This is a genomic window from Microbacterium pratiae (genome assembly GCF_047302165.1).
GTDB lineage: Bacteria > Actinomycetota > Actinomycetes > Actinomycetales > Microbacteriaceae > Microbacterium.
The window spans coordinates 110,347-123,565 of the sequence record NZ_CP154843.1; the positions used below are offsets into that span (position 1 = coordinate 110,347).

Below are 13,219 nucleotides of genomic sequence, written 5' to 3' on the forward strand. Positions count from 1 at the left end.
ACTTGAATCCCGGCGGCGCCTCCCGCACGAAAGAGTCGACATACTTGACGATCGGCCCCGGGGCTGCGACGGACTCAAGGATTCGGATCGGGCCGGGCTCGCGTTTCACGTCGATTTTGCCTCTCTCCGCGCCCAGCGGCGCGACGGTGGGTCTGGACTGAGCGCCGGGAGGCCAGGGCGATCAGTCACCGTAGATGTCTTCCGGGAACGCTGCGATGAGCGAGCTCGCGTCGAAATCTGGTGCTGGCTCACCTCCCAACTCACATGCCTCCTCGACGCTAGAAGCGGCCCGGTAAGATGACCGGCCAGTGCCAGCGTAGTAGTCGGCATACTTGAAGGGCGGTTCCGTCGCGGAGCGTATTAGGCGTGCAGGAATGCCAAACGCCTCTGCGAGGACGATGCCATGAAGGGATGAGCCGCAGACGAACGAACTCCGAGCGATCTGAGCGATCACGGCGTGCGGCTCACCCAGCGGGCTGATTGAGGCCGCACCGGCGAACAACTGACGATCGTTGTGGTTCGGCACGACCACCATCGCACGGTCAGCCGCGGCCAACCCAAGAGACCGCAGATAGTGTTCGCGCGGCCAGTAGCGGGGCCACAGCAGAGCCGGATCACCATACACCTCTGGCACAGAGACCCCTGCGTCAGAGAGCACATCCCTAGTCAAGGGCCCACGGACCGCACGCACGTCCAGATCAGGCGCCGCGCCTACGCTCATGGTCTTCCCGTTGACACCCGATCCCCAGACCGTGTCCCCGGGGAGAGTGAGCCGCATGATCGATCCCACTGCGACGAGACGACGAGACGCGCCCGGCTGCGTCAATCCACGTTCGCTGATGATCTTGTCGACCAGTAAGGGGCCTATCAGGTCACCGAAGTTGTTGAGCGGACGCTTGGGGAGCGCTCGTCCGAGCACACCGGGCCGGCGCCTTGAAGGGTTGAAGTGGACCACGGCTACCGCCACGCATTCCCCCGGTTCGGTCGCAGCTCGACAGGTTTGACACGAGACTAGCTCAGCCGCATGTCCCCACTGGGCACTCGACGCGCGCTCGTAACAAACACGCGTTAGGCTCGGCACGCACGTCGTCCTCTTCCAACACCACCTCGGCGGTAGGCATGGCCAAAGACTTCACACACCTTGTCTTGACGAAGTTCAACATCCTCACTTCGCCGAAGTACGGCCCACCCGAGCGTCGCCTCACCGACGAATGGCTTGAGCGGCGACTTGCGGAGTTCGAGACCTTCTCGCTCCCGTCTCTTCGTAGTCAGACCGAGCAGGGATTCAGCTGGTTGGTCTTCTGCGACGCGCAGAGCCCTGCGTGGTTCAAACGACGCATGTCCGAACGGTCCGGGGTCTTCGAGCCGGTCTGGGTCGAGAGCATCACGAATGCGACGATGGGCACCGTGTTGCGCGACCGGGGTTACACCACCGACCTTCCTCTCATCACGACGCGAGTCGATAACGACGATGCACTCTCGCGAGACTTCGTAGAGGCCGTGCAGAGCCTGTACGCGGGCCAGGATCGCCTCTACATCAACTTCCCGTGGGGGCTCCGAGTGTGCGATGGAGGGCTCTTCCGCGGGTATTGGAGGTCCAACCCCTTCATGTCGCTGATTGAACAGCCCGGCCACCCCGAGGGGTTCCGAGGCGTCTACTCGATCCAGCATCAGAACGTGCACAAGACCGAAACCGTGAGGAACGTTGTTCGCCCAGCTACTTGGATGAGGTCGATTCATTCAGCCAATACTGTGAAGACTCAGGTCGGATGGCCTCTAGCCCACGACCGCTCGGATCGGTTCGCGATCGACTGGGACCGCCTGCCCGCGCCGCCGACTTTCAGCCGCAAGGTGGCGATCTCTGCGGACGGCTATCGAGCGCGACTCAACCGCAGTGGCAAGTACCGCGCGGCGGTCTCGGCACTCACCGGACGCGCTCCCGGATCACCAGGATGGTGACCCGGGGCGGTACTCACATCGCAAATTTGGCAGAGCGGTTGGCGCGGTGTGGCGATCGGCAATTTGACGCTCCCCGACCGGAAGGCGCAATCCGGATCTCGTTGACCACGAGCAGGAGGAAGGCATGACCGGGGCGCGTCGCACCCTTAGCGGCGCGGCAGCAAGCGGCGCGAAGGTCTCGATGATCGCTCAGCTCGTGCGTGTTCTCATCCAAGCAGCGTCGGTTGTTATCCTTTCCAGGATCCTGGGGGCATCTGATTTCGGTCTCCTCGCGATGGCCGTGGCGATCGTGGGCGTTGGCGAGCTGTTCCGCGACTTCGGCCTTACCCAGGCGGCGGTGCAAGCCCCCACGTTGAGCACGCAGCAGCGCACGAATCTTTTCTGGCTCAACGGAGGGATCGGAATAACACTCGCGCTCGTCACCTTCGCGGCTTCTTGGCCGATCGCGTTCTTCTACGGCGATGACCGACTGATCACTATCACCCAGGCGTTGGCCCTGACCTTCGTGGCGAACGGACTCTCGACACAGTACCGCGCATCCCTTATGCGGCAGCTGCGGTTCGGTTGGTTGTCCGTCAGCGAGATAGTCGCCCAGATCTCTGGACTCGCCGTGGCGATAGTTATGGCTACAGCCACCGGATCCTACTGGGCTCTCGTGCTCCAGCAGGTGGTCGCTGCGACCGTATCGCTTCTACTCCTCATATGGGTCGGACGGTGGCTACCCGGGCGTTTCCGCCGCGGACATGGAATGAAGCAATTCTTGAGCTTCGGCGGCTACCTAGTGGCCGCGCAGATGATCACCTATGCCAGTCGCAACGTCGACAGCATCATCATAGGTGCTCGGCTCGGCCCGACCGACCTTGGATTTTACAACCGGGCGTTCCAGCTGCTGCTTGTTCCCCTAAATCAGATCAATGCCCCCGCGACGCGGGTGGCCCTGCCGGTCCTTTCAAAACTTCAAGACGAGCGAGAACGCTTCGATCGGTACGTGCTGGCCGCGCAGTCGATATTGCTTCAGCCCGTTGTAGCTGGCTTCGCGCTCGCGGCAGCCATCGCTCCGTTCGCGATCCCGTTGTTGCTCGGCCCCGGTTGGGAAGAATCGGTCCCCCTGTTCCAGATCCTGGCCATTGGTGGCTGCTTCCAAGCGGCAGGGAGCGCCACATATTGGGTCTTCTTAGCGCGTGGTGCAACGAAGTCGCAGCTCTTGTGGGCCGTGACCGTCAGACCAATCGTCATCGTCGCGGTGCTCCTGGGGTCGGTGTGGGGGGTCACCGGCGTCGCGATCGGCTTCACCATAGGTACGGCCATCGTGTGGCCAATCGGCCTGTGGTGGATCACACGCCATCTAGGCGCACCCGGGTGGGCGATGCTGGCAAACGGGCTTCGTCCGTTCGGGGTCTACGGCGTAGCAGCGAGCGCCGCTTCGGCAGCCAGCCTCATGATCGCGGGCCCGTGGGGCACATTGCTCAGCCCGATCGCGTTCCTCGCCGTGACGGGCGCTGCGCTGCTGAGCTGGCCGGCATTCCGCGGCGATCTCGGCGCACTGCGCCATCTACTGAGAGGATCGAGGACGAAACGGCGCCGGGCCGACGACTCGCCGACAGGTGGGGTCCCGCCGACAGATGAGACATACGATGACTAAAACGCTCGACCGCGCGCCTGTTCGAGACCTGCAGCGCACCGAGAAGACGCTTACGCGGGCTCAGGTCGGAAGCGTGGGCCTCCTTCTGGGGATTGCCGCATGCGCCACCGGGGTGTCCGCGGGCGTAGGACCGCTGCGTCTTTGGCATCTGCTTGTACTCACCGCACTCCTCATCTCGCAGATCGGCGTGGATCCCCGCCAGGCGTTGCGATTCCGGCCGAACACGTTTGACTTTATCGTGCCAGCATTCATCGTCACCCTCGCGGTGATTGAGGCAATCAATAGCGAAGACCTCAGGTATGAATATGACCTCGGCGCCGTCCTGAGCTATGCGTTTCTTTTTGTCGGCTATCTGGCTGCACGATCAATCGGCGGATCACGGTCCACAACATTGATCTTTCTCAGCAATTTCTCGCTTCCCGCGATCCCGCTAGCCTTTTTTTCCGCCGCACAGGTCCTCGGCGTATCCGGCGTCACCACGCTCCTCCTCGCTCTCGCTCCTAGCGAGGGGGCGAGTTCGAGGCTGGATGATGGCCGACTGACCCGAGCAACAGGGCTGGTCGGCCACTGGACCGGCTTCGGAGCCTATATTCTCCTAATTGTGGTCGCAGCAACCGCGATACTCATCGCAACCCATCGAACCGATCAGCAGAAGGGAGGCGCAGCTCCCTCGATCCGGCGATACAGAGCCCTAGCAGGCATCCTGCTCATCTGCGCCTTCATCTCGGTCATCGCGACATTGACATTCTCAGTGGTTTTGGTCGCGGCGGCGATCTTAGCTCTGAGCGCACGGCGGGCCGGGTTGCGGGTCAAATTCGTCGCGATCGCGAGCGGTATCTCTCTCGGCGCGGCCGTCGTCTTCGGCACATTGATCAACAGCCGCGTGGAGCAACAGTTCGGTGATATGAAGCGATCCACCGATTGGCTGCCCGAATGGGTACCCAATACGCTGAGTTATCGCGTCAGGATCTGGACCGAAGAGACCATTCCGATGATCCAGCTGCGGCCACTAACCGGGTGGGGGAATGGAGTTTACGGAGCGGCATCTGGCAGTCTAGAGACGCAAAGGCTCTATCCACCTCTCCTCGCATGGCGTTCCGCTGAATCCCAGTGGCTGGGTTTTGCTATGTCATATGGTGTAATCGGCCTTGTCGGGCTACTTCTGCTCATTCTCGCCGTCATTGTCATCCTTGCCAAGGCCGCGAACCAGGGTAGTTCATCCTTTGTCGCATGGCCATTGATCGTGTGCACAGCCGGGGCGGTTGTTGCAGCATTTACCGTTCCGATCTTCACCAACAGGGGACTACCCTTGCCCTTGTGGATACTCTTCGGCCTGGCGGCCGCTTCGTATCTACGATCGGCGCCGCGAAACCAGCATCGGCGCTGAAGCAGTCGGTACGCGACGACGTCTTGTGGATCGACGGCGACTGTCTCCTTCCCTGACCACAGACATGGCCGGCCCCGGACCTCCTCCCAGGGTCCATGTTCCTCATACCCTCTGCGCAGATGCGCAGCCCGCTCCGTCCTGATATCGACCCACTTAGCTGCGACGACTGTCATCGGTGTATCCGGGGTCACATTGATGTGCGCGGAATTCCGACGCGCCAGCTGTGATGCGGGTACGGACGCTCCGCTCCGCGGGGTGTAATTTCATACGCCGGATCAGCAACGAGACCGCCCAGACGGTATGACTCGCCCGGGCACTCAGGTTGCTTCCGAGTCCTTGGCGAAGCGCGGCTTCAGTGCGGTGTGGGCACCGATACCGTGGCACGGCGCAGTCCCTATAGAGCTAGAGGACAGCCCAGCGAGCTCGATTGTTGGTGCGCCCAACCGAACGTATCTCGATCGTGCGATGATCCAACTCGCAGGCTTCGGACGCCGCACGCATGTGCCGCTTCGCACCTTGAGGACGTAGGCCGGGCCAAAATGGGGCGGCACCCCCGGCACAGCTAACCACCCGGGCAGTCACATTTGCTGCCGCTGTAGCAGGCGCACCAGCCTGGCGGGAGGTCCGACTCCTCGGCATCCTCGTCCTTGCCGCTGATGCTGCCGTCCCACGAGACGGAGTGGTAGCTGCGGCTGGTACCGATCACGACGACCAGCGGGGCTCCCGAGCGGTTGACCGCATCGAGGTCGAGCGCGCTGTACTCCACCACTCGCTGAGATGCGGGCGAGGGAGCCGAGGTCTCGACGTCGCCCGGCGTCCGGAATGCGATGCCGAGCTGCTCGGAGTCGCACGACGCTGACGCCGAAGGCAGGTCGTCGACCGTGTACGGGTCGCCGTTCGCGTTCTGGCCGGCGACTCCGTAGTCCGCCCAGTAGCGTTCGACCATCCCGAAGGTCGCCTCGTCGACCGTGCAGCCCGCTTCGGTCAGATGCGCCCGGTAATCCGCGATCGCCTGGCCCGGGTCATCGCTCCCAGCCGCCACGACCCATCGCGACGAACGCGTGCAGGTCCACGCGCTCAGGTCCTGCACCCACCAGTTCTTCTGACCGGGCGAGCACACATCCGTTACCTGCGTGGCGAGCACCGTCCCCTCAGCCGCGCGCGCGAGCACCTGGTCGGCGGCCGCCGCGGCATCCGCACGCTGCGCCACCGTGTACGGGTCGTACTCCTGAGGGTCGACTCGCGGCTGCGAACACCCGGCCATGACGAGCGCGAGAGAGACGGACGCCACGATGGCTGCGAACGCGCGTCTCGTCGCGCGGGGTCGCTCACGTCGCAGCAGGTCCATCCGGTCACCGTTCGGCTCGAGCGAGGACGCCGTGCCCACTGACGTGGCCGGCCGCACCCGCGGCGCCACTCTAGCGACCGCGCTCGCCTCAGTGCAGGTCGCGCACCCGGATGAGCGAGAGCTTGCGGTGCATGGTCAATCCGGAGCGGGCTCGCACCATCGTGCATCCCTCTCGCACCAGCTCGTCGCGGATCTCTGCTGTCAACACGAACGGATGCACCCGACGCCATCCCGCCGCCGCGTCGTACAGGTGTGTCACTCGATACTTGCGCATGGCTTCTCCCTGTCCATCGGACCGCCCCACCCACGAGGCACTCGGGTCACGCCGATCCCCGATCGACGCGTGTCGGCACGCAGCACCCGACACGACGAAAGATACGCCCGTAACGTTTCGCGCGCACCGGGCCTGAGCGAACGCAGGGTTACGACCCGTAACGGATACGAGCCAGGTTGCGCTGGTGCTGAGGCTCGTGCGCGCGCGATGCCATATGGCATTCAGCTCGTTCGTCTTATCGGCGTCGCTGCGCAGGCACCCAACGGCGAGCCCATTCGGCGACGACCCCGTGCTCGGCCGGCTCGCCTCGGGGAACGCGTCGCGTGCGCGAGTCCCTGGTGATCGCCCCTAACAGCGCGGCATCGGATGCGGGCGAGGAGGCGAGCGGTATCGTGGCCGATCTACTCCGCGACGTCACGGAGCCGGTCATCACCATCGGGCACGAGCATGGCCGGGTGACCCAGCACGACGAGACGGGCCACCTTGACCCGGTCGGCACACCGCCCCGACAGCTCCGCGGCACGCGCCGCGATGTCGGCCAGCAGATGCCAGGCACTCCCGGCAGCGGCGATCATCCGGCGCCGCATCCCGGTTGGACCCTGGATCGCGCACAGCCGGATCATCGGCGAATGCGAGCACACGTCCCAGCCGCGGCCGGTCGAGCACACCGGGGCCGACGCGATGCCCGCTGCCCCAGCCGAAAACCGATTCATCCCCGCACCTCAATTCATCACGTCGTGACGGCAAATGGCGGGAGCTCGCCGGCTGATCGGACTCAGCGACGCCCACCGTTCCTCCCCAATCGACCTGCGAAATTGTTCTCTACAGATGTACGGATATTCGATGGGAATGTCTTACCCCCCAGGCAGAATGGGAACATGACATCGAACGGCGACAGCGCACACGAACCGGATGCCGGCTCGTCGGGCTCGCCGTACGCGGGCATCGTCGATCGGGTGTCCAAGGCAGACGACCTGCTTCACGCCGCTCACATCGCGGTGACCCGTGCGCTTGCTGAGGCGGGACGCACCGCTCTGCGCCAAGCCGCGCGCTCGGGCGAGCGGCCCCGCGGCATGGGGTCAGACATGGAGATGCGCTCGATCGCGGCCGAGATCGCCGGAGTGCGTCGGTCGCACGACCGACGCGCGCAGAGCGAGATCGATCACGCACTGACCATCGTCGACGACTACCCCGCTGTCTTCGAGGCGTGGGAGCAGCGACGGATCACGCGCGACCACGTCGATGTGATCGTCCGGATGGGATGCCGTCTCGCCGACGACATCCGCGACGACTACGCGCGCCAGGCGATCTCGATCTGCGAGCGCGACATCGCATCGCGAGTGCGCGAACCGCTCCGCAACCTCGCCGCACGCCTCGGCTCCGAATCATTCACCGACCGGCACCGCACCGCCGCGGCGAAGCGGGGTGTCTGGGTGACCCACGGCGCCGACGGCATGTCCGAGCTCGGCGCGACACTTCCGACGGTGATCGCCACCGGCATCCACGACCGCCTCACCGCCATGGCGCAGTCCGTCAAAGACGCCCGCCCCACCGCCGCGGAGGCGCAGAGGGAGGATGCCGCGGCCGCAGATTCTCCCGTGGAGGATGCCGCGGCCGCAGGTTCTCCCGCGGGGGATGCCGCAACGCCCGACATCCGCACGATGGATCAGCTGCGTGCCGACATCCTCGGCGACCTGTTGCTCGGCGGAGCCCCCGTGGTCGATCCCACCTACGGCAGCGACGGCGCGGGTCCGCTGGGTGCGATCCGGGCCCAGGTGCAGGTGACGCTGACCTCCGAGACGGTGACCGGCGCCGATGACGCCCCCGCCGAACTCGTGGGCGCCTCCCTCATCGACGCCGACACCGCCCGAAAGCTCGCCGGCCGCGCCAGAATCTGGAACCGACTGTTCGTCGATCCCATCACTCGTACCCCGGTAGAGGTCGACACCTACCGTCCGCCCGCCGCGATGAGCAGATTGCTCAAAGCGCGTGACCAGCACTGCCGATTCCCCGGATGCCGCCGAGCCGCAATTCGCTGTGAACTCGACCACACGATCGACTACGCCCTCGGCGGGCACACCCACATCTTCAACCTCGCCCACTTGTGCCAACGACACCATTCGATGAAGCAATTCACGAATTGGGAAGTGAAACAGGTGGGAGGCGGGGTCCTGGAATGGACCTCACCCCTAGGCCGCGTCTACCGCGAGGACGTTCCGGTTCCATCGGTCTGCTTCGTCCCCGACACCGGTGCCGCGCCACCGCCCGGGCCGGGCAGGGACGAGCCGCCGCCCTTCTGAGCGGGTCTGGGTGGATCTAACGAGGATCGAGACGAGCCGGGGCTGGTCGGCGCCCTCACACTCCCCGAATGCGCCCCGCTTCGGCGAGCACGACGGGATCCTCGCATCCACGCGCGAACCCCGCGATCCGCCGGTCGATGTCGCGCTGCAGGATGACGGCGCCGATGCGCTCCGCCAGCGGGGCGAGCCACGCCGGGCGACAGGCGAAGTTGTAACGCCACACCGCGAGCGAGCGCGACGGGTCACCCTCCACCGGGCTGAACCGCCATCCACCGCCCATGCGCGCGAAGAACCACGAGCCCTTCGTCATCTTCATCCCGACGTTCGACGGCGGGTTGTACGAGACGTACTCGCTCTCCATCGCCAGCCCGAACCGCTGCACGGTATACGTGCGGACGCCCTTCGCCGGCCGATCCGCGCCGATCAGGTGCTGCCGCCGGATGAAGGGATCCCACCGCTTCCGCACCTCTCCCTGCGTCTGCGACACCGCGAACGCGACGTCGACGGGCACGGGAACGACGCAACGCGACTCGACGACAGGCACTCGCCCATCGTGGCACGCCCCACCGCGCACCACGCCCCCGCGACGCATACGCATACGCATACGCATACGCTGAAGAGCGGCACCGTCCACCCAGCCCTTGAGTCAACGGAGAATCATGCGCAGCGTCCCCCTCGGTCAGAGCAACATCCAGGTCCCCAACGTCGTCGCGGGCATGATGCGGATCGAGGAGCTCTCCGACGACGACATCCGCGCCCTCTACAACCGCTGCCGCGAGGTCGGCGTCGACTTCTTCGACCACGCCGACCTCTACGGCTCGACCCGCCACGCCTGCGAGCGACGGTTCACCGAAGCGCTCGAGCTCACGGCATCCGAGCGCGACGAGATCACACTGCAGACGAAGACCGGCATCGTCGCCGACGAGTGGCACTTCGACCACTCGTACGAGCACATCGTGACCTCGGCCGAGGAGTCGCTCGAAGCGCTCGGCACCGACCGCATCGACGTCCTGCTGCTCCACCGTCCCGACGCTCTCGTCGAGCCCGACGAGGTCGCCCGCGCGTTCGACCACCTCGAGTCGTCGGGCAAGGTCCGCGCCTTCGGCGTCTCGAACCACACGCCCCGTCAGATCGACCTGTTGAAGACGGCGGTGACCCAGCCGCTGGTGGCCAACCAGGTTCAGCTGTCGATCACGCACTCGACGCTCATCGCGCAGGGGCTCGCCTCGAACATGGCCGGCGAAGACGACTCGATCACCCGCGACGGCGGCGGACTCGTCGACTACTCCCGCATCAACGGCATCACGCTCCAGGCGTGGTCACCGTTCCAGAAGGGCTTCTTCGACGGCGTCATCTTCGGCGCCGAGGAGTACCCCGAGCTCAACGCCAAGCTCGACGAGCTCGCCGCGAAGTACGGCGTCACCCCCACCGCCATCGCGACCGCGTGGATCACCCGCCACCCCGCCGGCATGCAGGTCGTGCTCGGCACCACGAATCCCCAGCGCGTCGCGGATGCCGCCGAAGGCAGCGACATCCCCCTCACACGCGGCGAGTGGTACGGGCTCATCCAGGCCGCCGGCCACAAGGTGCCCTGAGCCCGGAGGTACGACCGAACGAACGAGTGGCCGGAGCGATCGATTCGCTCCGGCCACCCGCTGTCGCTCCGCGACGGCTCGCCTATTCGGCCGCCGCTCCGGACTGGGCTCGCCGCCTGCGAGATGCCGTCAGCACCACCGCTCCGATCGCGAGCATGAGGACCGCCGAGCCGGTCACCCACCACACGATCGCCTCACCGTCAGCCACACCGCTGGCCGCGAGCCCGCCCGGGTTCGACGTGGACGAGCCGCCGGGGCTCGTGACGACGACCTCGGGCGCGGTGAGCGTGTTCGTGAGCGTCACCTCGACGACCGTGCCATCACCGATCGTCACGGTCGCGGGGCTGAACGCGGGAGCCTCCCACGTCGCGCCCTCGACATCCGCGGGTGCGGCCTCGGTGAGAGTGACCTCCGCGCCGTAGGGCAGCTGCGGGCTCGTCACGGTCTCACCCGCACCCACGGTCAGCTCGCCCTCCGCGGCCCCGAAACCGACACCGGCGGGGTACGCGTAGTGCACCGTGAACTCGGCGTCCGCAGGAACCCGACCGGCGGCGTTGCCCTCGACCACCTTGTGGATCGAGAACCCGCCGGTGTTCAGGTCGATCAGGTTGGTCAGGGTGATCCGCGCGGTCTCGTCCTGCACGAGGGTGAGCGTGTTGCCCGGCTCGAAGGTCGGCGCAGCCCACGTCCCGCCCGTGATCGCGACGGGGGCCTCGCTCAGCGTGACCTCGGCGCCAGCCGGCGCGATGACCGTGACGGCATCCTCATCCGCGGTGACCGTGACCGTACCCGATCCCGCCTCGATCCCGAGGTCGCCGTTCGCGGGCCACGAGTAGCCGACCTCGAACGTACGGTCGACGACCAGGTCGGCCGCGTCACCGGTGAGCTTCTTCTCGATCGCGAAGGAGCCGACATCGCGGGCGATGACGTTCGTCGCCGTCACCGTCGCGCCGACCGAGCCGGGCCCGATGGTCAGCGTCTGCGGCGAGACGGTCGATCCGATCCACGTGCCGCCGGCGACATCGGCCGGCATGGTCTCGGCGAAGCTGACCTCCGCCCCCACGGGCAGCGCCGGGAACTCGACGACCGACCCGTCGGCGGGCAGCTCGACGGACGCGGAACCGGCCGCGATCGCCAGCTCGGGGTTCGCGGGCCACGACGCGGTCAGCTCGAACGCGGTGCCCTCCGGCATCCGGACGCCATCCGGGTTGTCGAGCTCCTTGCGCGCCTGCATGACCTGCGTCTGCAGCGTCGCGGCATTCGTGAGGCTGACGGCCAGCGGCGTCGACGAGTGCGTCGCGGTGAAGCTGAACGATCCGTCGCGGGCGGCTGCGACGGGCGCACCGTCGAGCGTCAGCACGGCCGAGCCGTCGACGTTGCTGGGCCATGGGTCGACCTCCGACAGCGTCACCGTCGAGCCGGCGTAGATCTCGGGGCTCGTGTACGACCAGTCGTTGCCGGCGTCGAGTTCGATGGTGCCCGACGTCGGAGCGGGGATGCCGCCGGGGTACTCGATCGTGTAGTCGACCCGGATCCCGTGGGGCCGGATGACATCCGCCGCGGTGTCGAAGGTCTTCTGCAGCTGGAAGCGCGCATAGCTCTGTCCGGTCGCCGACCCGCTGCTGTCGTAACGGGTCGCGGTCGAGCCCGCGTCGCTGACGACCCCGTCGATCTCGATCGTCGCGTTGTTGTCGTACGAGCCCGGCCCCGACACGCCCTTACCGCCGTCTTGCGCGATGGTGTCCCAGTTGACCTGGTACACGGATCCGGTCAGCGCGACGGCATTCTCACCGGCATCCTGCCCGGCGCACCCCTCGCCGGCGGTCGTCACGAACTGCACCTGTCGTCCGCCGTCGCTGACGGTGTACTGCGAGCGGTCGAGGTCGACCCACATGAGCGACGGATCGTTCCATTCGCTCACCGCGACGCAGGTCGCGCGCTGCACCCGCGGCGATCCCTCGACGAGCGTGAACGGGTTGGTCTCGTCGAAGCGGTCGGTGACGGTGACCGTCTGCCCCGGGGCGAGCGAGAGCCCGTCGTCAGCCGACTGGATGCCGTCGCCTCGGGTCGGCACCCCGACCCACCAGTGGACGGTGTCGTTGGGATTGTCGTACCAGCCGCTCTTCCACGGCCCCCAGACGCCGCCGTACTCGCAGTTCTCCGAGCAATACCGCGAATCGACGTGCACGGGCAGGGTTGACACGCCACCCACCGTGAACGTCACTCCCGGCAGGTCCGCGACGTTCTTGAGGTCGACCTGCGCGCGGATCTCGAACTCGCCCCGGATGTCGTAGGGATTCTCCAGCACGTAGTCATCTTCGATGACGCATTCGACCCGATTCGCCGTAACAGTGCACGTGCCGTTGCCGATGCTGAACGTCGTGCCCTGCCCGATGAGCTCGGACGGCAGATCGAACTCGACGCGAAGGGTCGGCGTCGCCGGCGACTCGCTCGCATGCCAGGTCACCTTCAGCGTCTGGACCGACTGGTCCTGGAAGGTGTTGTTGGTGAACTCGACGGTGTCGAGCACGGCCGACGTCCCGGCGGCAACCGCCGGCCCCGCACCGCCCCACAATCCGACGGCGAGCAGGGCGACGGCGAGCACGGCGCTCGCCGCACTCCTTCGGCGCGGGCGCGCGCCCGCAGCAGTATGTTCCATGAATCCTCCCCCGACGCACAGGGATATCGTCCGAGCGCATCGTCTGTGTCGTCCG

Annotated in this window: 11 protein-coding genes; 5 read left to right on the top strand and 6 right to left on the bottom strand. The window is 66.2% G+C overall.

Annotated elements, in window-relative coordinates; all coding sequences use genetic code 11:
- Positions 1 to 181: 181 nt before the first annotated feature.
- Positions 182 to 778, bottom strand: coding sequence for a polysaccharide pyruvyl transferase family protein (locus tag AA0Y20_RS00465; protein ID WP_412939674.1), 597 nt, complete (start codon positions 776 to 778; stop codon positions 182 to 184).
- Between the two features lie 341 nt (positions 779 to 1,119).
- Between AA0Y20_RS00465 and AA0Y20_RS00470 the strand changes: the two genes are divergently transcribed.
- From AA0Y20_RS00470 to AA0Y20_RS00480, 3 genes are all read left to right on the top strand, one after another.
- The gene (locus AA0Y20_RS00470) at positions 1,120 to 1,959 is read left to right on the top strand and encodes a glycosyltransferase (protein ID WP_412936535.1); all 840 of its coding nucleotides are present in this window, start codon (positions 1,120 to 1,122) and stop codon (positions 1,957 to 1,959) included.
- A gap of 124 nt (positions 1,960 to 2,083) precedes the next feature.
- Positions 2,084 to 3,601 (top strand): lipopolysaccharide biosynthesis protein, encoded by a 1,518-nt coding sequence (locus AA0Y20_RS00475; protein ID WP_412936537.1) that lies wholly within the window; start codon positions 2,084 to 2,086, stop codon positions 3,599 to 3,601.
- Entirely contained in the window at positions 3,594 to 4,988 is a 1,395-nt protein-coding gene (locus AA0Y20_RS00480) for an O-antigen ligase family protein (RefSeq protein WP_412936538.1), read from the top strand. The genes AA0Y20_RS00475 and AA0Y20_RS00480 overlap by 8 nt, the downstream gene beginning before the upstream one ends.
- A 562-nt stretch (positions 4,989 to 5,550) precedes the next feature.
- Here AA0Y20_RS00480 and AA0Y20_RS00485 read toward each other — a convergent pair.
- From AA0Y20_RS00485 to AA0Y20_RS00495, 3 genes are all read right to left on the bottom strand, one after another.
- Positions 5,551 to 6,336, bottom strand: coding sequence for a hypothetical protein (locus AA0Y20_RS00485; protein WP_412936540.1), 786 nt, complete (start codon positions 6,334 to 6,336; stop codon positions 5,551 to 5,553).
- Between the two features lie 88 nt (positions 6,337 to 6,424).
- The gene (locus tag AA0Y20_RS00490) at positions 6,425 to 6,610 is read right to left on the bottom strand and encodes an alternative tryptophan synthase beta-subunit (RefSeq protein WP_412936542.1); all 186 of its coding nucleotides are present in this window, start codon (positions 6,608 to 6,610) and stop codon (positions 6,425 to 6,427) included.
- 401 nt (positions 6,611 to 7,011) lie between these two features.
- A complete protein-coding gene (locus AA0Y20_RS00495; RefSeq protein ID WP_413331819.1) occupies positions 7,012 to 7,185 on the bottom strand; it encodes a hypothetical protein in 174 nt (57 codons plus the stop codon).
- A gap of 303 nt (positions 7,186 to 7,488) precedes the next feature.
- Here AA0Y20_RS00495 and AA0Y20_RS00500 point away from each other — a divergent pair, with 303 nt between their 5' ends.
- Complete coding sequence (locus AA0Y20_RS00500) at positions 7,489 to 8,910, top strand: HNH endonuclease (protein ID WP_412936546.1); 1,422 nt, start codon at positions 7,489 to 7,491, stop codon at positions 8,908 to 8,910.
- A 55-nt stretch (positions 8,911 to 8,965) separates the two neighbouring features.
- Here AA0Y20_RS00500 and AA0Y20_RS00505 read toward each other — a convergent pair whose 3' ends face one another.
- Complete coding sequence (locus tag AA0Y20_RS00505; RefSeq protein ID WP_412936547.1) at positions 8,966 to 9,454, bottom strand: SRPBCC family protein; 489 nt, start codon at positions 9,452 to 9,454, stop codon at positions 8,966 to 8,968.
- A gap of 115 nt (positions 9,455 to 9,569) precedes the next feature.
- Between AA0Y20_RS00505 and AA0Y20_RS00510 the strand changes: the two genes are divergently transcribed.
- Positions 9,570 to 10,505, top strand: coding sequence for an aldo/keto reductase (locus AA0Y20_RS00510; protein WP_412936549.1), 936 nt, complete (start codon positions 9,570 to 9,572; stop codon positions 10,503 to 10,505).
- 82 nt (positions 10,506 to 10,587) lie between these two features.
- On the opposite strand, the gene AA0Y20_RS00515 is transcribed toward AA0Y20_RS00510, so the two are convergent.
- Positions 10,588 to 13,164 (bottom strand): DUF5979 domain-containing protein, encoded by a 2,577-nt coding sequence (locus tag AA0Y20_RS00515; protein WP_412936551.1) that lies wholly within the window; start codon positions 13,162 to 13,164, stop codon positions 10,588 to 10,590.
- Positions 13,165 to 13,219 lie beyond the last annotated feature (55 nt).

Coding starts and splice junctions, on each gene's coding strand:
- AA0Y20_RS00465 (WP_412939674.1), bottom strand. CDS start 778: ATGCGGCTCACTCTCCCCGGGGACACGGTCTGGGGATCGGGTGTCAAC.
- AA0Y20_RS00470 (WP_412936535.1), top strand. CDS start 1,120: ATGGCCAAAGACTTCACACACCTTGTCTTGACGAAGTTCAACATCCTC.
- AA0Y20_RS00475 (WP_412936537.1), top strand. CDS start 2,084: ATGACCGGGGCGCGTCGCACCCTTAGCGGCGCGGCAGCAAGCGGCGCG.
- AA0Y20_RS00480 (WP_412936538.1), top strand. CDS start 3,594: ATGACTAAAACGCTCGACCGCGCGCCTGTTCGAGACCTGCAGCGCACC.
- AA0Y20_RS00485 (WP_412936540.1), bottom strand. CDS start 6,336: ATGGACCTGCTGCGACGTGAGCGACCCCGCGCGACGAGACGCGCGTTC.
- AA0Y20_RS00490 (WP_412936542.1), bottom strand. CDS start 6,610: ATGCGCAAGTATCGAGTGACACACCTGTACGACGCGGCGGCGGGATGG.
- AA0Y20_RS00495 (WP_413331819.1), bottom strand. CDS start 7,185: ATGATCGCCGCTGCCGGGAGTGCCTGGCATCTGCTGGCCGACATCGCG.
- AA0Y20_RS00500 (WP_412936546.1), top strand. CDS start 7,489: ATGACATCGAACGGCGACAGCGCACACGAACCGGATGCCGGCTCGTCG.
- AA0Y20_RS00510 (WP_412936549.1), top strand. CDS start 9,570: ATGCGCAGCGTCCCCCTCGGTCAGAGCAACATCCAGGTCCCCAACGTC.
- AA0Y20_RS00515 (WP_412936551.1), bottom strand. CDS start 13,164: ATGGAACATACTGCTGCGGGCGCGCGCCCGCGCCGAAGGAGTGCGGCG.